This window comes from Actinophytocola sp. KF-1, assembly GCF_054661535.1.
The window spans coordinates 110,727-132,194 of the sequence record NZ_BAAFVK010000009.1; the positions used below are offsets into that span (position 1 = coordinate 110,727).

17 protein-coding genes are annotated in these 21,468 nt (G+C 72.7%); 8 read left to right on the top strand and 9 right to left on the bottom strand.

Annotated features, from left to right (window positions below):
• Window positions 1-149 precede the first annotated feature (149 nt).
• Complete coding sequence (locus ACYQ77_RS26725) at window positions 150-1,139, top strand: glycoside hydrolase family protein (RefSeq protein WP_459716011.1); 990 nt, start codon at window positions 150-152, stop codon at window positions 1,137-1,139.
• Between the two features lie 4 nt (window positions 1,140-1,143).
• Here the strand turns inward: ACYQ77_RS26725 and ACYQ77_RS26730 are convergent, their stop codons facing one another.
• Entirely contained in the window at window positions 1,144-2,058 is a 915-nt protein-coding gene (locus ACYQ77_RS26730; protein WP_459716013.1) for an EamA family transporter, read from the bottom strand.
• Window positions 2,059-2,132: 74 nt separating this feature from the next.
• On the opposite strand from ACYQ77_RS26730, the gene ACYQ77_RS26735 reads away from it, so the two are divergent.
• On the top strand, window positions 2,133-2,984 hold the full coding sequence (locus ACYQ77_RS26735) for a class I SAM-dependent methyltransferase (RefSeq protein WP_459716014.1): 852 nt from the start codon (window positions 2,133-2,135) through the stop codon (window positions 2,982-2,984).
• Here the strand turns inward: ACYQ77_RS26735 and ACYQ77_RS26740 are convergent.
• Both ACYQ77_RS26740 and ACYQ77_RS26745 read right to left on the bottom strand, forming a co-directional pair.
• Window positions 2,930-3,556, bottom strand: a complete 627-nt coding sequence (locus ACYQ77_RS26740) for an endo alpha-1,4 polygalactosaminidase (protein WP_459716456.1) — start codon at window positions 3,554-3,556, stop codon at window positions 2,930-2,932. The two genes, ACYQ77_RS26735 and ACYQ77_RS26740, sit on opposite strands and share 55 nt — an antisense overlap.
• 3 nt (window positions 3,557-3,559) lie before the next feature.
• Window positions 3,560-3,757 carry a hypothetical protein gene (locus ACYQ77_RS26745; RefSeq protein ID WP_459716016.1) on the bottom strand — a complete coding sequence of 66 codons (198 nt, stop codon included), beginning with the start codon at window positions 3,755-3,757 and terminating at the stop codon, window positions 3,560-3,562.
• A gap of 59 nt (window positions 3,758-3,816) precedes the next feature.
• Here ACYQ77_RS26745 and ACYQ77_RS26750 point away from each other — a divergent pair, with 59 nt between their 5' ends.
• Window positions 3,817-4,401, top strand: a complete 585-nt coding sequence (locus ACYQ77_RS26750; protein WP_459716018.1) for an O-methyltransferase — start codon at window positions 3,817-3,819, stop codon at window positions 4,399-4,401.
• Window positions 4,402-4,437: 36 nt separating this feature from the next.
• Window positions 4,438-6,303 carry an acyl-CoA dehydrogenase family protein gene (locus ACYQ77_RS26755; RefSeq protein ID WP_459716019.1) on the top strand — a complete coding sequence of 622 codons (1,866 nt, stop codon included), beginning with the start codon at window positions 4,438-4,440 and terminating at the stop codon, window positions 6,301-6,303.
• A gap of 760 nt (window positions 6,304-7,063) precedes the next feature.
• On the opposite strand, the gene ACYQ77_RS26760 is transcribed toward ACYQ77_RS26755, so the two are convergent.
• The 3 genes from ACYQ77_RS26760 to ACYQ77_RS26770 form a co-directional block, all read right to left on the bottom strand.
• Window positions 7,064-8,653: an acyl-CoA synthetase gene (locus ACYQ77_RS26760; RefSeq protein WP_459716021.1), complete on the bottom strand. Its 1,590-nt coding sequence runs from the start codon at window positions 8,651-8,653 to the stop codon at window positions 7,064-7,066.
• A 195-nt stretch (window positions 8,654-8,848) separates the two neighbouring features.
• On the bottom strand, window positions 8,849-9,199 hold the full coding sequence (locus tag ACYQ77_RS26765; RefSeq protein WP_459716023.1) for a nuclear transport factor 2 family protein: 351 nt from the start codon (window positions 9,197-9,199) through the stop codon (window positions 8,849-8,851).
• 162 nt (window positions 9,200-9,361) lie between these two features.
• Complete coding sequence (locus ACYQ77_RS26770) at window positions 9,362-10,540, bottom strand: FAD-dependent monooxygenase (protein WP_459716025.1); 1,179 nt, start codon at window positions 10,538-10,540, stop codon at window positions 9,362-9,364.
• A 77-nt stretch (window positions 10,541-10,617) separates the two neighbouring features.
• On the opposite strand from ACYQ77_RS26770, the gene ACYQ77_RS26775 reads away from it, so the two are divergent.
• Both ACYQ77_RS26775 and ACYQ77_RS26780 read left to right on the top strand, forming a co-directional pair.
• On the top strand, window positions 10,618-11,211 hold the full coding sequence (locus ACYQ77_RS26775; RefSeq protein WP_459716026.1) for a TetR/AcrR family transcriptional regulator: 594 nt from the start codon (window positions 10,618-10,620) through the stop codon (window positions 11,209-11,211).
• 451 nt (window positions 11,212-11,662) lie between these two features.
• Window positions 11,663-12,709 carry a Gfo/Idh/MocA family protein gene (locus tag ACYQ77_RS26780; RefSeq protein ID WP_459716028.1) on the top strand — a complete coding sequence of 349 codons (1,047 nt, stop codon included), beginning with the start codon at window positions 11,663-11,665 and terminating at the stop codon, window positions 12,707-12,709.
• 151 nt (window positions 12,710-12,860) lie between these two features.
• Here the strand turns inward: ACYQ77_RS26780 and ACYQ77_RS26785 are convergent, their stop codons facing one another.
• Window positions 12,861-13,613: a class I SAM-dependent methyltransferase gene (locus ACYQ77_RS26785; RefSeq protein ID WP_459716029.1), complete on the bottom strand. Its 753-nt coding sequence runs from the start codon at window positions 13,611-13,613 to the stop codon at window positions 12,861-12,863.
• A 310-nt stretch (window positions 13,614-13,923) separates the two neighbouring features.
• Between ACYQ77_RS26785 and ACYQ77_RS26790 the strand changes: the two genes are divergently transcribed.
• Window positions 13,924-15,240 carry a protein kinase domain-containing protein gene (locus tag ACYQ77_RS26790; RefSeq protein ID WP_459716032.1) on the top strand — a complete coding sequence of 439 codons (1,317 nt, stop codon included), beginning with the start codon at window positions 13,924-13,926 and terminating at the stop codon, window positions 15,238-15,240.
• Here the strand turns inward: ACYQ77_RS26790 and ACYQ77_RS26795 are convergent.
• Together ACYQ77_RS26795 and ACYQ77_RS26800 are read right to left on the bottom strand one after the other, a co-directional pair.
• On the bottom strand, window positions 15,221-16,054 hold the full coding sequence (locus ACYQ77_RS26795; RefSeq protein ID WP_459716034.1) for a hypothetical protein: 834 nt from the start codon (window positions 16,052-16,054) through the stop codon (window positions 15,221-15,223). The two genes, ACYQ77_RS26790 and ACYQ77_RS26795, sit on opposite strands and share 20 nt — an antisense overlap.
• Window positions 16,055-16,174: 120 nt before the next feature.
• Window positions 16,175-17,020 carry an FHA domain-containing protein gene (locus tag ACYQ77_RS26800; RefSeq protein WP_459716035.1) on the bottom strand — a complete coding sequence of 282 codons (846 nt, stop codon included), beginning with the start codon at window positions 17,018-17,020 and terminating at the stop codon, window positions 16,175-16,177.
• A 99-nt stretch (window positions 17,021-17,119) separates the two neighbouring features.
• Between ACYQ77_RS26800 and ACYQ77_RS26805 the strand changes: the two genes are divergently transcribed.
• Window positions 17,120-21,466 carry an nSTAND1 domain-containing NTPase gene (locus ACYQ77_RS26805; protein WP_459716037.1) on the top strand — a complete coding sequence of 1,449 codons (4,347 nt, stop codon included), beginning with the start codon at window positions 17,120-17,122 and terminating at the stop codon, window positions 21,464-21,466.
• Window positions 21,467-21,468: the final 2 nt, after the last annotated feature.

The window sequence follows — 21,468 nt, forward strand, 5'->3', positions numbered from 1 at the left end:
ACGAGCGTCCGCCGACGCGACCACGTCGTCAACCCTTTGTCCGATTTCCGTCCGGTCCAGGACTAATACGTATCAGCGCCTTGACGCCGGGCCCCGGCGGCACGGACGGTCAGGGCAACAGAGTCAACGTCGACGAAGGGTCCCCTGCGATGGTCACCAGACGAACGGTCCTCGGCGCGGCCGCCGGCCTCGGTATCGGCATCGGGCTCGGTGGCGCCCGCCCCGGCACCGCGGCCGCCGCGCCCGCCGGGTTCCCCGACTACCGGTACCTCGGGGTGGCGTTCGACAAGAACGCGCTCGCCTACAACCCGACCGGCGAGCTGATCTTCCCGTGCATCCGCGGCACCGCGGGCCGGGTGGCGAACGCGCTCGGGCGCTACTACCTCTACTACGCGCCGCACGACGCGCCCGGCGGCATCTGCCTGTCCTACGGCGACCACCTGAACGAACGGTTCACCGAGTACCGGGGCAACCCGATCGTGACGCGGAGCTGGGCGCCGCACTACAACGTCTCGCACGTCTCGTCACCGCACGTCATGTGGAACGACGACGTGAACGAGATGTGGCTGTACTTCCACGGCGAGAACACCACGACCCGCCTCGCCCGGTCGAAGAACGGCATCGACTTCACCTACGACAAGGTGGTCCTGTCCACGTCCATGCTGTACGCGGGCGCCACCGAGGCCTCCTACGCCCGCGTGTTCCGCCACGACCTGCCCGCGGTCGGCGGCCGCTACGTCATGGTCTTCATGATCAACGACACCACGAACCGGCGGTCCATCGGCTGGGGCTGGTCGGGCGACGGCCGGAACTGGACGTTCTCGCAGACCCCGCTGATCCGGCCGCAGGACGTCGGCGTGCAGAACATCAGCGGACCGCACATCGTCAAGCGCAACGGCAGCACGTACGTGGTCTACCACTGCAACAAGGAGGCGGGCGGCACGCTGCTGATCACCGAGGTGGGCAACGACTTCACGCGTCGCGACCACCTCGGCGTGTTCCACCGGCCGCTCGCGGGCGCCCCCGACAACGGGCGCTGCGCCGCGCCGTCGTTCGGCACCGAAGGCGGTGTCGAGTACATGTTCTACGAGGCCGGTGAGCGCCTGTCCGGGGCGATCGCCGTGGCCCGCGCGGTCTGACCGGTCAGGTGGCGGTGTCCCGCACCGTCCTGGTCGCGCCGACGGACGCGGCCACGACGAGGAGCACCGCCACCCACTGGACCGGGGCCAGCACCTCCCCCAGCACGACCAGCCCGACGAGCGCGGCGACCGCGGGCTCGAGGCTCATCAGCACCCCGAACACGCGCGGCGGGATCTTGCGCAGCGCCTCCAGCTCCAGCGAGTACGGGATGACCGACGACAGCAGCGCGACGCCGAGCCCCACCGCGAGCACCCACGGCTCGAGCAGCGCGGTGCCGCTGTCGACGATGCCGACCGGCGCGACGACGAGCGCGGCCAGCGCCATGCCGAGCGCGAGCCCGCCGCCGTCGCTGGAGTGCCTGCCGAGCGCCGCGCCGAGCAGGATGTAGCTCGCCCAGCAGACGGCCGCGCCGAGGGCGAACAGGATGCCCGCGATGTGCAGGTCGCCCCGGCCCTCGGTGAGCAGCACGACCCCGCCCGCGGCGAGCAGCGCCCACAGCCCGTCCAGCCAGCGCCGCGACCCGCCGATCGCCACGGCGAGCGGGCCGAGGAACTCGATGGTGACCGCGATGCCCAGCGGGATCTTCGCCAGTGCCAGGTAGAAGCACAGGTTCATGGCGCCGAGCACGAGCCCGTACCCGGCCACCACGGTCCACGCCGGCCGCCCGATCCGCATGGTCGGCCGCCACACCACGAGCAGCACCAGCGCGGCGAAGAACAGCCGCAGCGCGACCGTCCCCGCGGAACCGACGACACCGAACAGCTGCTTGGCGAGCGCGGCGCCGACCTGCACGCTGAGGATCCCGGCCAGCACCTGCGCGGGCGGCGGCACCGCGCCCAGCGCCCGCCCCGCCAGCGCGACGAGGCCATCCCTCGGGATCGGACCGGGCCCCACCCGGTCGACACGCATCGTGGTCATGGCCGCATCCTCCGGGAGACCACCGACAGTCGTCGCGGGGCTTTCCAGATCGTGGGACCGGTAGTGTTTTTCGCATGCTGGGGAATGAAGTGGCGGCGCTGCGGGCGCTGACGGACGGGGACGTGGCCGCGGCGCGGGCGGCACTCGAGGACGGGGTGACGCGGCCGCTGCTGAACGCGGCCCTGCGCACCTACCTGGCCGCCGACGACGACGGGCACGTCTACGACCAGCCCGCGGCCTTCACGGCGTTCATCGCGGGTGGCGGCAACGTCGGGCTCTACCAGGCGGTCTCGTCGGCGCTGGCGGACCAGTACGACCGGCACGGCGTCACCTCGCTGGTCGACATCGGCTGCGGCAACGGCATGGCGGTGGTGCCTGCGGTCGCGGGCCGGGACGTGGCGGTGACGCTGGTCGAGCCGTCGCCCGCGCTGCTCGCCGAGGCGGTCGCGCAGCTCCCCGGCGCCACGGCGCACAACACCGACGCCGCGTCGTTCGTGTCGGGGCTGACCGGGCGGTTCGACCTGGCCGAGTCGACGTTCGCGCTGCACACGCTGCCGCACGAGGACCGCTCGGCGGTGCTGACCGCGTTGCGCGGGCACGTGTCGCGGCTGGCGCTGGCGGAGTTCGACGTGCCGGCCCACCCGGTCGGCAGCGACGAGCACCTGGCGTTCCTCGCCGACACCTACGAGCAGGGCCTCGCCGAGTACGACGCCGACCGGGACCTGGTGGCGCAGGGGTTCCTCATGCCGGTGCTCACCGGCCAGCTCGCCCCGGGCGCGACCCGCAACACGTGGGAGCAGCCCGCGTCGGCGTGGGTGGCGCAGCTCGAGTCGTGCGGGTACCACGACGTGAAGGTCGAGCCGCTGTTCGACTACTGGTCCTCGCCCGCGTTCCTGCTGACCGCCGAGGCTTCGCAGGTCTCGTAGACGTACCCGTCGTCGTCCGGTGTGGACACGTCGACGTCGCGGAGCACGATGCTCAGTTCGTCCGCCCACCCGGCACAGGCCCGGTCCAGGCCCTCCTGTGTGTACTCGACGACCACCACGTGGTCGCCGAACGCCTCGGTGTAGGCGCCGCATTCGCTGTCGTGGTAACCGCATTCCTCCACGACCGCGAAGTCCAGCCCGTTGTCCTCGCGGGCGCCGGCCAGCTCGGCGGTGTTCTTCTGCGCGATCGCCAGGCCGCGGGCGTGGGCGTGCGCGGACAGCAGCCGGATCAGCGCCTGGTTGTCCGCTGCGTCCAGCAGACCGTCCGGCACGCGCGTGAACGAGTCGTAGTTGTCCGGTTCGACCGCCTGGAAGCCCTTGTCCGCGCACTCGTCGACCCATGCGTTGACCGTCGCGGCGATGCGGTCGCGCTTGTCGCCGGAGCCGGTGTCGAGGATCGCCTCGCCCCAGTCCTCGTCGTACACGACCGCGCCGTCGGCGTCGCGGAGCAGCAGGTCGCCCCACTCGTCCTCGGCGCCGGGCTGGGCCTGGAACGCGTTGACGTAGCAGATGTTTTAGCGCCCGCCGGCCGGTTCCGCGCCGTGGTCGCGGGCGACGACCCGCACGCCGTCGGGCGGGGTGTAGGCACCGCCGATCTGGTAGTCCCAGAGCGCGTGCGGCGGTGGCAGCGGGATCGGGTCGCCCGCGGCGGGTGCCGTGGCCGTGCAGCCGGCGAGCGCCAGGACGACGGACAGTGCGCAGGCTCGGACCACGTCGGCCAACCTACCGGCCGCCGTCGTCGTGCTCACCGGTGACGTGCCACGATCGGGTCATGGACGGTGTGGTCTCGAAGGTCATCGAACGGCTCACGGCGGCGGCCGCCGAGCACGACGCGGGGCAGGCGAACCGGCTCGACCGGTGGCGGGTGCTGGAACCGGACGCGGGCCGGTTCGTGTGGTTCCTCGCGCAGAGCGTCGGGGCCCGGTCGATCGTGGAGATCGGCACGTCGCGTGGGGTGTCGACGCTGTGGCTCGCCGACGCCGCCCGCGCCACCGGCGGTACCGTGACCACCTACGACACCGATCCGGCCGCCCAGGACGACGCCCGTCGCACCACGGCCGAGGCGGGCCTGTCCGACCTGGTCGACTTCCGCCTGGCGGACGGCGGCGCTGCGCTGTCCACGCTCGCCGACGGGTCCGTCGACCTGCTGTTCCTCGACGCCGAGCGCACCGAGTACCCGTCGTGGTGGCCGCACCCGGTGCGGGTGCTGCGGCCGGGCGGCGTCCTGGTGGCGGACAACGCGCTGTCGCACCCGGACGAGATCGCGCCGGTCGAGGACCTGCTGCGCGCGGACCCGGCCCTGGCGGTCACCACCATCACCGTCGGCAAGGGTGAGCTGGTCGCGCTCAAGCGCTGACGTGTGGACGGCGCCTGCCTGGGGTATTGATGTCCCATGACGTCACAGGTGGACCCCGGCACCCTCACGACCGTCCTCGATGGACGGTGGGCGGAGCTGCGCGGGCGGCTGCGGGAGCGGATGACGGCCACGAAGCTCGCCGACTCCTACGACCTCGACCGCGAGACGCACCGCGCGCAGGTGCTCGAGCAGATGCGTGAGCTGGTCGCGACCGGGCACCCGAAGCTCGGGTTCGACCGGGAGTACGGCGGCGAGGGCGACATCGGCGGTTCGGTGGTGTCGTTCGAGATGCTCGGCTACGGCGACCTGTCGCTGATGGTCAAGGCCGGTGTCCAATGGGGACTGTTCGGCGGGGCCGTGCAGATGCTCGGCACGCGGCGCCACCACGAGCGGTACCTGCGCGACATCATGTCGCTGGACCTGCCCGGCTGCTTCGCGATGACCGAGTCGGGTCACGGCTCGGACGTCCAGCACCTGCGCACCACCGCCACGTTCACCGACGGCGGTTTCACGATCGACACCCCGGACGACGACGCGCGCAAGGACTACATCGGCAACGCGGCCCGCGACGGGCGGATGGCCGTGGTGTTCGCGCAGCTCGTGATCGGTGACCGGTCGCACGGCGTGCACGCGTTCATGGTCCCGATCCGCGACGAGGCGGGGAAGCCGGTGCCGGGGGTGCGGATCGAGGACTGCGGCCCGAAGGCGGGGCTGAACGGCGTCGACAACGGGCGGTTGTGGTTCAGCGGGGTGCGCGTGCCGAGGGAGGCGCTGCTGAACCGGTACGCGGACGTGGCTCCCGACGGCACGTACTCGAGCCCGATCGAGTCGGACGGCCGCCGGTTCTTCACGATGCTGGGCGCGCTGGTGCGCGGCCGGGTGAGCGTGGCGGGCAGCGCGGGCAGCGCCACGCAGCGGGCGCTGACCATCGGGGTGCGGCGCGCCGAGACCCGGCGCCAGTTCGCCCGGCCGGGTGGCGACGAGGAGATCGTGCTGCTCGACTACCTTGCGCACCAGCGGAAGCTGCTGCCCGCGCTCGCGACGACGTACGCACTGCACTTCGCGCAGGAGGAACTGGTCGCGATGCTGCACGACGTGCACTCGGCCGAGGTGCCCGACGAACGAGCGCAACGCGTGCTCGAGTCCCGCGCGGCGGGCATCAAGGCGGTGGCGACGTGGCACGCGACGGCCACGATCCAGGCGGTGCGCGAGGCGTGCGGCGGCGCCGGGTACCTGGCGGAGAACCTGCTGCCCGGGCTGAAGGCGGACACGGACGTGTTCACCACGTTCGAGGGTGACAACACCGTGTTGCTGCAGCTGGTCGCGAAGGGGTTGCTGACGGACTACCGGGACAACTTCGCGGACCTGAGCCCCCTCGCGACGGCCCGGTTGGTGGCGGAGCAGTTGATGGGGGCCGTGCTGGAGCGGTTGCCCGCCCGGCGGCTCGGGAGTCCCGAGCTGTTCGACCGGGACTGGCAGCGGGAGCTGTTCGCGGACCGGGAGCAGCACGTGCTGGCCGGGCTGGCACGCCGGTTGCGGGCGGCGGCGTCGTCGGATGCCGATCCGTTCGAGGTGTTCAACGATGCGCAGGACCATGTGCTGCGTGCCGGGCGCGCGCACATCGACCGGTTGGTGCTGGAGGCTTTCGTCGCGGGGATCTCGCGGTGTTCGTCGTCGTCGCCGGCTTCGGCGTTGCTCGAGCGGGTGTGCGATCTGTACGTGCTGTCCAACATCGAGGCCGACCGGGCGTGGTTCCTCGAACACGGGCGGCTGACACCGCCGGTCGCCAAGCGGGTGGTCGCTGAGGTGAACGGGTTGTGCAAGGAGTTGCGGCCACATGCTCGGACGTTGGTGGATGCCTTTGCCATTCCTGAGCAGTACGTGGTGACTGCCCTTGGGTAGGGCTGTGGATTGCCGGCGCGGTGTTGTCGGTGGTGGCCGGTAGGCTGGCTGTCGGGGGCCGTCGCCTGTGGACAACTCGGGTCTTGGCGGCTGGTCTTGTCGGTGGTCGGCTCTAGGCTGGAGTTCGGGGGCCGGAGGCCGGGGTTGATCTTGCTGGCCTGTGGTTGGGTTGGCGTTTGCGCTGCTTGGGCGCGTTGCTTGGGTTCGGCCGCTGCTCGGGTTCGGGCACTGCTCGGGTTCGGGCACTGCTCGGGTCCGGGCACTGCTCGGGTTCCGGGGTGCGTTGCGGCGCGGCTTGGGCGGGCTGCCGTGGTTCCCGGGGTTTGCGTTCCGTGGTGTTCGGTGGTGGCGGCGGATTGTGCGGGCGGCGCACTCACGCGTCAAGGGCGCCTTCGGCGTCCGGCTTCGCCGGATTGCTGTGCAACCCTTGACCCGCGAGCCTCCGCCACCCTAAGACAGGCCCTAACGGGCAGGCTGACGCCTGCCCGCCTCCTTGCCCGCCACCACCACCGAACCTTTTCCGGGGTATCCCGCAGGTTCGGCTTCCCGACGGGACGGGTGTTGGCGCCTTTCGGCGCCGGGCGGCTTCGCCGCCCTCCGCTCGGGTGGGCTTAGCGCCTTTGGCGCAGGGCGGCTTCGCCGCCCTTACCACCGGGTGGGTCTTGGCGCCTTCGGCGCCGGACGGCTTCGCCGCCTCTCGCTCGGGTGGGTGTTGGCGCCTTCGCCGCCCTCGCCCATCGGATGGGCCTTGCCACCTTCCTCACGTCGAGTGGGCGAGCTTCGCGTGTGTGGTCCGCAGTTCCCGCTTGAGGATCTTGCCGCTCGGGTTCTTCGGCAACGCGTCCGCGATCACCACGTACTTCGGCTGCTTGTACCCCGCCAGCCTGCCCTTCGCGTGCGCGCGCACGTCGTCGGCCGTCACCGTGGCGCCCGGTTTGGGGACCACCACCGCGGTCACCGCCTCTATCCAGTGCGGGTGGCTGATCCCGAAGACGGCCACCTCCGCGACGCCGTCGAGTTCGTAGATCGCCTCCTCCACCTCGCGGCTCGCCACGTTCTCGCCGCCGGTCTTGATCATGTCCTTCTTGCGGTCCACCACCGACAGGTAGCCGTCCGGGGTCATCACGCCCAGGTCGCCCGAGTGGAACCAGCCGTCGCGGAAGGCTTCCGCTGTCTTCTCCTCGTCGTTGTAGTAGCCGAGGGCGGCGTGGGGGCTGCGGTGCACGATCTCGCCGATCTCCCCCGGCGGCACCGGCTCACCCGCGTCGTCGACCAGCATCGTCTCCACGTTGATCGACGCCCGGCCCGCGCTGCCCGCCCTCGACAGCTGCTCGTGCGGCTTGAGGATGGTCGCCAGCGGGGCCATCTCCGTCTGGCCGTAGAAGTTCCACAACCGCACGTCCGGCAGCCGCTCCCGCAACTCCTTCAGCACCTCCACCGGCATCGGGGACGCGCCGTAGTAGCCCTTCCGCAGGCTCGACAGGTCCGTCGTGTCGAAGGCCGGGTGGCGCAGCAGCGAGATCCACACCGTGGGCGGGCAGAAGAGCTTCGTCACGCCCTCGCGTGCGATCGTCGCCAGCAGGGTCGCCGGGTCGGGGCCCGGCAGGATGACGCTGGTGACGCCCAGGTACACGTCCACCGAGAAGAAGCAGTCCAGCTGGGCGCAGTGGTACATCGGCAGCGCGTGCGCCTCGACGTCGTCGCCGGACATCTCGCCGTCGATCGCGCAGCTCACGTACTGGCTGATCAGGGAGCGGCTCGACAGCATCACGCCCTTCGGGCGGGACTCGGTGCCCGACGTGTACATCAGGCGCAGCGGGTCGTCGTCCGCGATCCGCACGTCCGGGGCGTCCGCGGGACCCGACCGCCACCAGTCGTCCACGTTCTCCCAGTCGGACGACGCGCCGGCCAGCGGGATGACCGCGCGGACGTCGACGGGGCGGTCGCCGATCGCCGCCTCGGCCACCGGGACCAGCGCGTCCTCCGCGACGACGCCCTTCGCGCCGGAGTGTGCCAGGATGTAGCCGACCTCGGGACCGGTCAGCATGAAGTTCACCGGCACCAGCACCACGCCGAGCCGGGCCGTGGCGAACGCCAGCACCGCGTACTGCCAGCAGTTGTGCGACAGCAGCGCCAGCCGGTCACCCTTCGCCAGCCCCCGCTCCGCGAGCGCGCCCGCCGCCCGGTTCACGGCCGTGTCGAACTCGGCGTAGGTCGCGCGCAGGTCGCCGGCGACCACGGCGAGCTTGTCCGGCGTCCGCCGGGCGGTGCGGTGCAGGAGGTCCCCCACCGAGTGCTGACGGGCACGGTCTACGGCGGCTGCGGTGCCCGCGGTGAACATCTGCTCCATGCGGCGAGTCTCGCACGTGTCCGGCACACAGCCGGTGCACGTTCGGCCATATGGGCCACCCCGGCGCACGTGCCGATGGGGCCGATCGGAGCTGTGTTGCCCGCCGACGTCCGATCTACTGTGGAGCCTCGGGTGGCCGGGCGGTGACTCCCGGACGGACGAACGAGGGGCCGGGCGTCAGGCCGCACGCGGAGGTCAGATCAAGGGCACGAAGAAAAACGTGTCCCGGCGCGCGAAGGTGCCGTCGGGATTGCAGTGGAAGAAGTCGGCGAAACGGGTTTCGACCGTTTCACCGCTGTGCAACGTGCCGTGGAATTCACCCTGCACGGCGATTTCCCCACCGTTCGCGACGAGCGTGCCGACGGTGTGCTTCCCCTCCTTGATCACCCGCTGGGACGAGTAGAACCGGAGCAGTTCTTCCTTGCCGCACAACGCCGGGTACCCGGGCCGGTGGTAGACGGCCTCCGGGTCGAACAACGCGACGAGACCGTCGACGTCACCCTGGTCGACGAGATCGTAGTAACGGCGGACGGCCTGCTCACTCACAATTACCTCCCGGTGATTCGGCCCTCAGGCTATTCTCGGGTCCGAGTACGTGGAAGGGGCCAAATGGCGGCGAATTCGCGGCCGTCCACGAGCCGCTGACGCTGTTCCCGGCCGGTGCCGTGCGCGACCCCCGCGCGGTTCGAACCGGCCGAAATGGACTGCTCACGCCGTGACGGCGGGCAACGGGTAACCGGTCAGCGCACCGGTCTTGGCGGTGCGGGTGGACAGCCAGGTGAGCAGTCCGGTCATCGGCCGGGAGGACAGCACCCGGTACGTCCGGTCGCGCCTGCGGATCGCACCCTCGGTCGCGGGCACGAGGTGCTTGCCCGCCTTCGCGGCGAACTTCTGCGACGCGGTGACCGGCGGCCGCATGGCCTCCTCGTAGCGCGCGAACGCCGTCTCGTGCCCGGCACGTGCCAGCTCGCCCGCGAGGGTGTACGCGCCGAGCATCGCGTGCCCGGTCCCGTTGCCGCCCGGCCCCGCGCACCACGCCGCGTCGCCGAGCAGGACCACCCGGCCCGCCGACCACCGGTCGAGGCGCACCTGGCTCAACGGGGCGAAGTACAGGTCGGCCACGTCGCGCAGCGCCGCCAGCAGTTCCGGCGTGCGCCACCCGACGTCGGCGAAGCGCTCGGCCAGCACCGCCTTCTGCGCGTCCAGGTCACCCCGCCGCGGCTCCAGCTCGGGCGCGGCGAACATGAGCGACACGATCGCGCGGGCGGTGTCGCGAGCGCCGGCCACGCCGACGTACCGGCCCGGCGCGTTGTGGATCACGCCGGTGTGGTCGAGCCCGAACGTGTTGGGCACCTCGAACGACGCGGCGTAGTAGCCGAGGTGGTGGCGGTGCCCGTCACCGAAGGTCAGCCGCCGGACGACCGAGTGCAGCCCGTCGGCGCCGACGACGAGGTCGTACCGGCGGCTGCCGCCGCGTGCGAACGTGACGTCGACGCCGTCCGCGTCCTGGGTCATGGCGGTGATCCGGTCGCCGAACACGTACCGGGCGTGCGGGGCGCTGTGCTCGTGGAGGATCCGCGCGAGGTCGGCGCGGTCGATCTCCAGCTCGCCGCTGAACACCGCCGCCGGGTACGCCGACCGCCTGCGGCCCGCCGCGTCGACGATCACCTGGTCCCCCATGCCGGTCCGGGCGGCGCGGATCTGCTCGAGCACGCCCATGCGGGTCAGCAGGGCGAGCTGGTCGCCGCGGAAGTCGACGGCGGAGCCGCTGGTGCGCGGACCGGGTGCCTGCTCGACCACCGTGACGTCGTCGCCGAGCCTGCCGAGCCAGTACGCGAGCGACGGCCCTGCGATGCCCGCGCCGGAGATGAGAACTGATCTGGTCATGCCCGGAACCGTACGCGACTCTTATCCAGTTGGTCAATCCATTTGGATAAACCGCGTGGCTGGCTATGCTCACGCGCATGGGAAACCGGGAGGACCTGCTGGCAGGGGCACTGGCGTGCCTGAAGGACAAGGGCTGGGCCCGCACGACGGTCCGCGACATCGCCTCGGCGGCGGGCGTCAACCACGCCGCGATCGGCTACCACTTCGGTTCCCGGGAGGCCCTGCTCATCGAGGCGTTCGTGCAGGCCATGGACGAGTGGGGCGGCGAGATCGAGGCCGCGGTGCGCGCGTCCCTGTCCCCCGGCGCGACGCCCAGGGAACGCTACGAGGCGTTCTGGCGCACCGCGATCGCGTCCTACGGCGCCAACCGCCGCCTGTGGCTGGCGTCGGTGGAGGCAGCGGTCGAGGCGGAACACAACCCGCGGGTGCGTGAGCTGATGACCGCCGCCCTCCGCGAGGGCAGAAGCGGCCTGGCCGCGGGCCTGGTCGGCGTCCCGGAGGACGAGCTGGACGACACGGACGTCCGGTCCATCGGTTCCGTGCAGCTGGCGCTCATGTCGGGCGTGCTCATCCAGCACCTCCTCGACCCGGACCGCGCCCCCACGGCGGAGGACGTCACGGACGCGCTGCTCTCACTGGCGGGGAGGCTCGCACCTTCGTCCGAGAGGTGACATTTTCTCGCGTCCCGGTCACGGTCACCGCCGCCGTTGGTGTGATCAGCTGACGACAGATGGTGACTGGGGGTCAGCATTGGGTGGTTGGCGACAGCAGGTCGACGAAGCGGTCGGCAAGCTCATGGCGCTGTCGAGGAACTCCGGTGAGAGCGGCTGGCGGCCACTCGCTGGGCAGTCACAACCCCTTGTCGCAACGGACTTCCCGGGAGGTGGTGATCGCCTGCCGCGGCGCGGCGTTCGCTCGAGCGCATGCTCGATGAACTGCATGCCGATGTTCTCGGCGATCCGCCGTCGTGCGACCGGTGCGGGCGGGAACTGGAGATCCGGCGGTCGTCGGCCAGGAAGCGTGGCACGCCGTACCTGTGGCGATGCCGCTCGTGCCGGCAGCGGCACGAGGTCGACCCGCCGAAACGAGGTCGCGAGCGCGGGGCGTGGCAGGCTGTTGATCGTGACCCGTTTCGCGATCGTCGGCACCGGGTGGCGTGCCGAGTACTTCTGGCGGCTGGCGACGGCACTCGACGGTCTCGACTGCGCGGGCGTGGTGTCGCGGTCCCCCAAGGACCTGCCGGTGCCGGTGTACCTGTCGCTGGACGAGTGCCTCACGGCGGCGAAGCCGGACTTCGTGGTGACGGCGGTGCCGTGGGAGGTGACGCCGTCGCTGGTGGTGTCGCTGGTCGAACGGGGTGTGCGGGTGCTCGCGGAGACACCGCCCGCACCGGACCTGGACGGGCTGCGGGCGCTGTGGACGGCGGTCGGCGCGAGCGGTCTGGTGCAGGTGGCGGAGCAGTACACGCGGATGCCTGCCCACGCCGCACGGCTCGCGCTGGTCCGGTCGGGCGCGATCGGCTCGCCGACGAGGGCGGACGTGTCGTCGACGCACCAGTACCACGCGGTGTCCCTGATCCGGACGATGCTCGGCGTGGGCCGCGGCCCGGTCGAGGTCAGGGCCATCCGGACGGTGGCGCCACTGGCCGACCCCCTGTCCCGCGCGGGCTGGGCCGACCCGGTGGAGATCCGCCCCACCACGACGACGATCGCCACGATCACGTTCACCGGCGGCGGTTTCGGGGTCTACGACTTCACCGACAACCAGTGGCACAACCAGCTCCTCACCAGAAGGCTGCTGGTGCGCGGCACGAACGGCGAACTGAGCGACGACGAGGTGGTGCGCATGGCCGCGGACCGGACGATCGTGCGCACCCCACTGGTGCGCAGGCAGACCGGCTACGACCTCGACCTGGACGGTTTCGACACCGACCACATCACGTGCGGCGGCGACGTGCTGTACCGCAACCCGTACCAGGGACAGCGGTGGAACGACGAGGAGATCGCGATCGCCACGCTGCTGGAGGACATGGCGGCCTGGGCGCGGGACGAGGGGCCGGAGCCCTACCCGCTCGCCGAGGGCATCGAGGACCACCGGATCGCCCTCGCGGTGGAGGAGGCGGCCGACAAGGACGCGGTGGCCCGCGTGGCAGCGGAGCCGTGGCACTGACCCCGCAGGCCCGCGCCTGCTTGCCCGCCGGCACCGAGTGGCACCCCACGGCCGAGCGGCACGATCAACCGCGGCCTCCGGCCCCCCGAAACCCAGCGTAGAGCCCACCACCGACAAGATCAGCCACCGACAGCCGGGTCATCCACAGGCCTCACTCAGTCCGAATCCCCCGCACCACCAGGCGACGTGCCCGATCGTCGTACGGAGAGCCGTCGAACCCGCCGAAACACTCCACGTCCACGAACCCGGCCTGCTCGAACAACGACCGCAACTCGGCAGCGCTGTACAACGACCACACGATCGACGCGTGCCGGGCGGACGACCCGCGCACCAACGTCCAGTCGGTCCGCAACCGGGTCCAGTCGTCGATGATCGTGTCGCGGGTGAAGACCGTCCCGCCGCCGACGTCGTCAGCGATGTCGATCGCCCCCCGCCTGCCGACGCGGCTCGCGACGATCTCCTTCCCCAGCACGTCCACCAGCAACGTCCCGCCGGGCGTGAGGCTCGCGTACGCGTTCCTCAGCACGGTGAGGTTGTCGCCGGGCTCGGTGAAGTACCCGAACGACGTGTGCGTGCTGAGCACCAGGTCGTAGGCGCCCGGCTCGACGTGCTCACGCATGTCGGCGCGCACGAACCACGCCGACACCCCCGCCTTGTCACACGTGGCGCGCGCTCTGGCGAGCATCGCGGGCGACAGGTCGACGCCCGTCACCTCGGCGCCCCGCCGTGCCAGCGCCACGACGTACACCGCGGGCCCGCACGCCATGTCCAGCACCCGCATCCCCGGCCTGACCTTGAGCAACGGGGACGCGGCGACCGATTCCTCCGCCGCCCGCTCCGGCAGTTCCGGAAACATGACGGACTGGAAGTCGATCCACAAATCCTCGTCCTCGTACCAGTGCATACCACTCCCGTTCCCCAGCGCCGGCGGTCCCAGCCTCATAGTCGGACGGGCACGCCGGGACGGTTCCCGAACTCTCTTGGGTCAAGCGAAAGTCGGGCGCGGAGTGTCACCACCGGCTACCGGCCAGTGGCCGGGGACCGCCACCGGCACTGGTTCCCGCAGCTCAGACGGGCCGCCGACGCGGATCGAGCCACGCGCGCCGACGGTGGCGACTGTGCGCGCCGTGTGCACGCCCACGGCCTCGGTCCGCCGGACCGACCAGCTCACAACCGCTGTCCGCGTGACCCGCCGCGCGCTAGGTTGTGCGGCGATGGAACCGGGTGAGCTGGTCGCCGGCCGCTACCGCGTCGTCTCCGTTGTCGGGCGTGGGGCGATGGGTGTCGTGTGGCTCGCCCGGGACGAGCGGCTCCAGCGGGACGTCGCGGTCAAGGAGCTGCGGCTCGACGGCGACGCCGCGGGCGACGCGGTCGCGCGGACCATGCGCGAGGGCCGGATCGGGGCCCGGCTGCGGCACCCCAACGCGATCGCGGTGCACGACGTCGTCATGCACGGCGGCATGCCGTGCCTCGTCATGGAGTACCTGCCCGCGGAGAGCCTCGCCGACGTCGCGGCCACGCGTGGCGGGCTGCCGCCCGGTGCGGTGGCCGCGATCGGCGCGCAGGTGGCGGCCGCGCTGGCCGAGGCGCACGCGAACGGTGTGGTGCACCGGGACGTCAAACCCGACAACGTGCTGCTCACCGCGGACGGCACCGCGAAGATCACCGACTTCGGGGTGTCCAGGGCGGCCGGGCTCGCGTCGGTGACCGCGACCGGCATCCTCGCGGGCACCCCCGCCTACCTGGCGCCCGAGGTCGCGGGCGGCGCGGAGGCCGACGCCCGGTCCGACGTGTTCTCGCTCGGCGCCACGCTGTACGCGGCGATCGAGGGCACACCGCCGTTCGGGCTGGAGGACAACGCGATCGCGTTGCTGCACAAGGTGGCGCGCGATCCGGTCGTCCCGCCGCGCAGGGCCGGGCCGCTCACCGACCTGCTGCTGTGGCTGCTGCGCCGCGACCCCGTCGAACGGCCGACGATGCGCGTGGCGCACGAGGCGCTCGCGGCCGCCGCCTCCGGCCAGGCGGTGCGCGTGCCCGCGCCGCGCACGCCGACGCTGCTGCTCGACCAGCCGCGGCGGACCGTGTCACGGCGGGGCGTGGTCGCCGGTGTCGGCGCGGCAGCGCTGGTGGCGGGCGGGGTCGTGCTCGGGCTGGTGCTGGACGGCGAGGAACCGCGTGGCACCGCCTCGACGGCACCCAGCACCACGACCACCACCTCCGCGCCCACCGACCAGGCCTGTGTCGCGTCCTACGAGGTGGTCGACTCGTGGCCGGGCGGCTTCCAGGTGCGGGTGGTCGTGCGCAACGACGGCGACCGCGCGCTCACCGGCTGGGAGGTGCGCTGGACGCTGCCGGACGGCGAGGACATCGCCGGGCTGTGGCAGGGCAGGCTCAGCCGCGACGGGAACGACGTGATCGTCACCAACGAGTCGTACAACGTCACGGTCCCGGCCGGGGAGTCGACCGAGTTCGGCTTCAACGGGTCGGGTGACGACCCGAGGGTCCCGCCGGTCAGCTGCCGGGAGCCGTGACCTTCTTCGGCGCCCCGACCTCGATGAACGCCCGGAGGCCCGCGACGATCCCGTCGATCGGCACCGGCTTGGTGGTGCGGGCGGCGATGTCGCCGATGACCTTCGCGGGCAGGTCCGGCAGGCCGACCAGCCCGGTGGCGACCCACGCGGCCGTGCGGCTCGGGACCTTCGGCAACCGGGCGAGCCCGTCGGCGACCGCGGCCAGTTCGGCGTTGGCCACCGCGATGTCCGAGCGCGCCTCGTCGTCGAGCACGGGCCGGGAGACCCGGTCCTCCGCGTTCTTGCGCAGCACCACGCTCTTCGCGGCGGGCAGCGCGACCAGCGGCTCCGCGCACACCCCGCACGCCGCGTCGTGCCTGCCGAACGGGCCGCGGACCGTGCAGCTGGTCCGGTCGGGCGCGGTGGACAGGAACCAGAACGCCCAGCACGACTGGCAGCAGAACACGTCGGTGGTGGCGCCGTTCCACTGCCGCTCGGCCGCCGCCTCCTGTTCGCGCACGAGCCGCTGCGCGAACTCCTCGCGCTCGACGACCTCGCGCCGCGCCGCCTCCTCCAGCTCCGCGACCGCACCGCGCAACGACGCGTTGGCGCCGAGCAGGTCGGTGTTGGCGGCGGTCAGCTCGGCGAGCTTCGTCCGCACGTCGGTCAGCTCCCGTTCGGCGCGGGCGAGCGCCTCGCGGTGCCGTTTGCGCTGCCGGTTCTGGGCTTCCTCGGTCTCGTCCATGACGCGTTCGACCGCGGCCCGCACCTGACCCCGCACCGCCTCCCGCACCGGTGCGACATCGAGGAGCCACGACCAGACCCGTCCCGCCATGCCCGCAACCGTATCGAGCCGGGCCCATGATCCACTAGGGCCTGGTGGTACCCACGGGCGCGGCCCGCGTGTTGCTCTCCCCGTCGGGCATCAGCGCGATGCTCGGGCACCGGGCACCGGTCACCGGTCCGCGTACCCGTCGATGCCGGTCGCGAGCACCGTCAGGTCCTCCGGCAGCAGCGTGCCGGTGTCGACCAGCACCCGCTGCAGGTTGGCCTTCAGCGCCTCGGCGGGCGCGGTCTCGCGGGTCAGCCGCTCGATCCCGGCCGCGGTGAACCGGTGGCGGACCCCGTCGACGACGGCCTCGGCCTTGCGGTCGTTCCACCCGGACTGGCCGGGCACGGTGTTCAGCAGCTTGCCGGTCTCGTTCCAGGACAACGGGAGCGCCTGGTCCTCGCGGGCGAGCACGGCGGAGAACATGGCGACCAGCACCAGCCACTCGCGGCGGGTGAGCGGGAGGCGCAGGTTGCCGGTGCTCGTCTCCGGCGACACCCCGCCCCGGTGCCTGCGCCCGGCGCTGACCAGCACCTCCACCACGTGCAGCTGCGAACCCTGGATGTAGAGCGGGGTGTAGCCGACGGGCAGCGGCGCCTCGTGCGAGCGCAGCAGCGGCGCGGTGCCGGGCAGCCGGATCGGCAGCTTGCCGCCGTTGCGCAGCACCCAGCGCGTGCCGGTGCCGTGCGCGACGCAGCGCAGCGTCGCGTGTTCCCTGCTGACGTAACCGTCCGCGCCGCCGATCGCGACGTGCACGTCCGGTGCGTTCCGCCCGAGGACCAGCGACCGCCCGGCCACCGCGGCCGCCGCGTACCCGCCCGCGTCCCCGAGGACGAACAACGTGCCCGCCGGTGCCGCCGCGCCCGCGAACAGCGGCTCCTGCCGCACGAGGCTGGGGGTGAGGCGACCGAGCGGGTACATGCCCTCTGTCATGCCGACCTTCTCGGGTGTCAACGTGTCGATGTCGTGCACGCTACGGACCGGACCGCGGGAACCCTCCCGGAACCTTCCGGTGGTCGAATCCGACCGTTCCGGCCCGGAGGGCCGTGGGCGGTCAGTAATCTTCCGCTCGTGACGCTGCTCGGCGGGCGGTACCGGCTCGAAGGCCTGCTCGGCAGGGGCGGCATGGGCGAGGTGTACCGCGCCGTCGACACCGAGGGCGACCGGCCCGTCGCGATCAAGGTCCTGCCCGCCGCCGCGGGACAGCACCACGCCGACCGCCTGCGCCGCGAGGCCGGTATCGCCGCGAGCCTCCACGACCCGCACATCGTCGAGGTCCTCGACACCGGCACGGACACCGACAGCGGCGACACCCGGCTCTACGTGGCCATGCGGCTGGTCGAGGGCGCGGACCTCAAACGCGTCCTGGGCGGCGCGCCCATGGACCCGCCCCGCGCGCTCGCCCTCCTCACCCAGGTCGCGCAGGCACTGGACACCGCGCACGCGGCCGGTGTCGTGCACCGGGACGTCAAGCCGTCCAACATCCTCGTCGGGCCGGACGACACCGCCTACCTCACCGACTTCGGCATCGCCCGGCCGCTGGACCCCGAGGCCACCAGGATGACGGTGACCGGCGGCTACGTCGGCTCGCTCGACTACATCGCGCCGGAACAGTTGCGCGGCCTCGACGTCACCGGCGCCGCCGACGTGTACTCGCTCGCCTGCGTCCTCTACGAATGCCTCACCGGGCACGTGCCGTTCCCGGCGGCCGACCCGGCCGCGAAGCTCGCCGCCCAGCTCAACACCGTGCCCGCCGCGCCGTCCGCCTACCGGCCCGCCGTCCCGCCCGCGCTGGACCTGGTCGTCGCGACCGGCATGGACAAGGACCCGCGGCGCCGGTACGCGACCGCGGGCCAGCTGATGGCCGCCGCGCAGGCCGCGGTGCGGCAGGCCGAGGACCGCACCACCCCGGCCGTCCCGCTGCCGCACGGCGACCCGGCACTGCCCGGCCAGCAGGTGATCATGCGGGCCATCGTCGCGACGGCCGCGCGCCGGGGCGGCGACCCGGCCACGCCCGCCGACCGGTCCGGCGACGTGTGCCCGTACCCGGGCCTGCGCAGCTTCGGCACCGGCGACGCGGGCTGGTTCTTCGGCCGCGAGGGCGAGACCAGCGACCTGCTCGTGCGGCTGTCCGGTCAGCTCGGCGCGGGCGGCCCGCTGGTCGTGGTCGGCGCGTCCGGCAGCGGCAAGTCGTCGCTGCTGGTCGCCGGGCTGCTGCCCGCGCTGGACGAGGCGGCGCACGACGCCGGCCGCACCCGGTGGCCCCGCGTCGTGCTCACCCCGGGCGACCGGCCGGTCGACACGCTCGCGGCCCGGCTGGCCGGTGTCATCCAGGTCGACCCCGGTACCCTCGCCGCCACCGTCCGGCACGACCCCGCGCGGTTCGGGCAGCAGGTCAGGGCGGCGGCGGAACGAGCGGCGCGGGACGGCGCGCGGCTGGTGATCGTCGTCGACCAGTTCGAGCAGCTGTTCACCGACGGCGCGAGCGGGCCGGAACGGGTGGCGTTCGCGACCGCGCTCGCGAGCGCGTGGCCCGCGCTGGTGATCGTCGCGGTCCGGGCCGACTACGTGCCGGACTGCATCGCCCTGGCACCGTTGCGGGCCGCGCTCGACACCCCGTTCGTCGTCGGCCCGCTCGACGCGGCCGCGTTGCGCGAGGTGATCACGCTGCCCGCCGCGCGTGCCGGGCTGGTCCTGGAGGACGGCCTCGCCGACCGGCTGATCGGCGACGTCGGCGCCCGCGACGGTGCCGGCTTCACCCAGGGCGCGCTGCCCCGGCTCGCGCACGCGCTGCGCGCCACGTGGCAGAACCGCTGGGGCAACGTGCTGACGTTGCGCGGCTACCAGGCCACCGGCGGCGTCGACCGGGCCGTCGCCGTCACCGCGGACCAGCTGTACGGCCGCCTCCACCCGCACCACCAGGACGTGCTGCGGGCGACGCTGCTGCGGCTCGTGCGGGTGCTGCCCGACGGCGGCCTGACCCGCCGCACCGCGGCGCGCGGCGAACTCGACGCGCGGGCCGTCGCCGGGCTCGTCGAGGCCCGCCTGGTCACCGCGGACGACGACGGGGTGCGGCTCGCGCACGACGCGCTGCTCACCGCCTGGCCCCGCCTGCGCGCGTGGGCGGACGCCGAACGGCAGGACCTCCTGCTGCGCCAGCGCCTCGACGAGTCGGCCGCGAACTGGGTGGAGAGCGGCCGCGACCGCGGTGACCTGTACCGCGGCGCCCGGCTCGCCGCCGCGCTCGACTGGGCCGCGCACCACCCGCTCACCCCGCCGCAGCAGGAGTTCCTGCGTGCCAGCGAACGGGACCAGCGCCGCGGCACGCGCAGGCTGCGGACCGTGATCGCCGCGCTCGCCGTGCTGCTCGTCGCGTCGCTGGTGGCGTCCGTCATCGCCTACTACCAGACCGAGGTGGCCGACGACCGGCTCGCCGAGGCCGAGTCCCGGCGCCTCGCCACGCTCGCCGAGCAGGCGGCGGACACGTGGCCGAGGCAGTCGCAGCTGCTCGCCGCCGCCGCGTGGCGCCGGGCGCCGACCAGGCAGGCGCGGGAAGCGTTGCTGGCGACGGAGAACCAGCGGCTCGACACGCTGCTGTCCGGGCACGATGGGCCGGTGCAGGCGGTGGCGTTCAGCCCCGACGGCCGCCGGCTCGTCAGCGGCGGGACCGACGGCACGGTGCGGGTGTGGGACATGGCGACGCGCGCGGGCCGGGTCCTGTTCGAGCCGGGCGAGGCGGTCAACGCGGTCGAGTTCTCGCCGGACGGCAAGCGGCTCGCGGTCGGCAGCACCGACGAGTCGCTCTACCTGCTGGACGCGGAGACCGGCCAGGTGCGGCGCCGCATCGAGCACGGCGCGCCCGTGGTGGCGGTCGCGTTCAGCCCCGACGGCCGCACGGTCGTGTCGTCCAACGGGACCCCGCGGCTGTGGGACGTCGGCAGCGGACGGCAGCTCGGGCAGCCGCTCGCCGGCCACGACGACATCGTGACCAGCGTCCTGTTCACCGCCGACGGCGAGCGCGTCCTCACCAGCGGCCCGGACGGCACGATCCGCGTGTGGGACGCGGCGACGCAGACACAGGTCCGCTCGATGACGACGGCGGGTCCGTGCCTGTTCCTCGCGTACGACCCGGAGCACGAGCAGGTCGCGTGCCGGGACGGGATCGCGATCGGCCGGTTCGACATCGCGACCGGTGAGCACGTCGGCGAACCGCTGTCCGGGCACAACAACACGATCCAGGACCTGGCGTTCGGCATGGGCGGCCTGGTGCTGGCGTCGACGAGCGAGGACCGCACGGTGCGCCTGTGGTACCTCCCGACGGGCGAGCAGATCGGCGAGCCCATGCGCGCGAGCGACGACGACACGTTCGGCGTCGCGTTCAGCCCGGACAACCGGGTGCTGGCGGTCGCGAGCGGCGACGGCAACATCGTGCTGTGGCGGCCCGCGCTGCCCGCGGCGGCGGGCCGGGCCACGTTCAGCGACCTCAGCCGGGACGGCACGGTCGTCGCGTTCGGCGACAACGAGGGCGTGGTGACCACCTTCGACACGGCGACGAGCGAGCCCAAGGGCCCGACGATGACGTGCGCCGAGGGCGCCGTCGGCCCGCTCGCGTTCGCGCCGGACGGGGAGCGGCTCGCGGTGCCGTGCGGGGAGGGCCTGGTGATCCGCACGGTCGGCGGCGACGAGGTGGTCACGCACGAGGACGTCGACGCGATCGCGGTCGTGTGGTCCCCGGACGGCGACACCCTGGCGGTGAGCACCGACGGTCCAGGCAAGTCCAGCGCGCTGCTGCTGGTGGACGCCGACAGCGGGCGGCAGCGCACGCTGTGGGAGACCGGCGACGACACCGGCGCGGTGTGGAGCCTCGCGTTCAGCCCGGGCGGCGACCGCCTCGCCGCGGGTACGCTCAACGGCCGGATCACGTTGTGGGACACCACGTCCGGGGAGCAGTCCGGCGCCACGATGACCGGGCACATCGACACCGTGCAGGACATCGACTTCCAGCCGCACGGGCACCTGCTCGCCACCGCGGGCTGGGACAACACGGTCCGGTTGTGGGACCTGGACACGGGCAAGCAGGCAGGCCCCGCCCTCACCGAGCACACGGACCGCCCGATCCGGGTGTCGTTCTCGCCGGACGGCACCCACCTCGCGACCGCGGGCTGGGACGGCGTCCCCCTGATCTGGAGCGTCGCCGACCAGCGTGTGCAGGCCGCGCTGCGCGAACCGGGCGACATCCAGGCGATCCGCTACCTGCCGGACGGCACCCTCATCGGCACCGGCGCCAACGGTCTCATCGTCAGGTGGCACGCCGACCCGGTGACGGCACTCGACGACGTGTGCCGCCGCCTCACCCCCCTCGACGAGGACGAGTGGCGCCAGTTCGCGGCGGACGTGGACTTCGTGCCCCAGTGCTGAGC

What these genes read in the sequence shown, in the direction of transcription:
- ACYQ77_RS26725 (WP_459716011.1), top strand. Translation starts at nt 150, where the DNA reads ATGGTCACCAGACGAACGGTCCTCGGCGCGGCCGCCGGCCTCGGTATC.
- ACYQ77_RS26730 (WP_459716013.1), bottom strand. Translation starts at nt 2,058, where the DNA reads ATGACCACGATGCGTGTCGACCGGGTGGGGCCCGGTCCGATCCCGAGG.
- ACYQ77_RS26735 (WP_459716014.1), top strand. Translation starts at nt 2,133, where the DNA reads ATGCTGGGGAATGAAGTGGCGGCGCTGCGGGCGCTGACGGACGGGGAC.
- ACYQ77_RS26750 (WP_459716018.1), top strand. Translation starts at nt 3,817, where the DNA reads ATGGACGGTGTGGTCTCGAAGGTCATCGAACGGCTCACGGCGGCGGCC.
- ACYQ77_RS26755 (WP_459716019.1), top strand. Translation starts at nt 4,438, where the DNA reads ATGACGTCACAGGTGGACCCCGGCACCCTCACGACCGTCCTCGATGGA.
- ACYQ77_RS26760 (WP_459716021.1), bottom strand. Translation starts at nt 8,653, where the DNA reads ATGGAGCAGATGTTCACCGCGGGCACCGCAGCCGCCGTAGACCGTGCC.
- ACYQ77_RS26770 (WP_459716025.1), bottom strand. Translation starts at nt 10,540, where the DNA reads ATGACCAGATCAGTTCTCATCTCCGGCGCGGGCATCGCAGGGCCGTCG.
- ACYQ77_RS26775 (WP_459716026.1), top strand. Translation starts at nt 10,618, where the DNA reads ATGGGAAACCGGGAGGACCTGCTGGCAGGGGCACTGGCGTGCCTGAAG.
- ACYQ77_RS26785 (WP_459716029.1), bottom strand. Translation starts at nt 13,613, where the DNA reads ATGCACTGGTACGAGGACGAGGATTTGTGGATCGACTTCCAGTCCGTC.
- ACYQ77_RS26790 (WP_459716032.1), top strand. Translation starts at nt 13,924, where the DNA reads ATGGAACCGGGTGAGCTGGTCGCCGGCCGCTACCGCGTCGTCTCCGTT.
- ACYQ77_RS26795 (WP_459716034.1), bottom strand. Translation starts at nt 16,054, where the DNA reads ATGGCGGGACGGGTCTGGTCGTGGCTCCTCGATGTCGCACCGGTGCGG.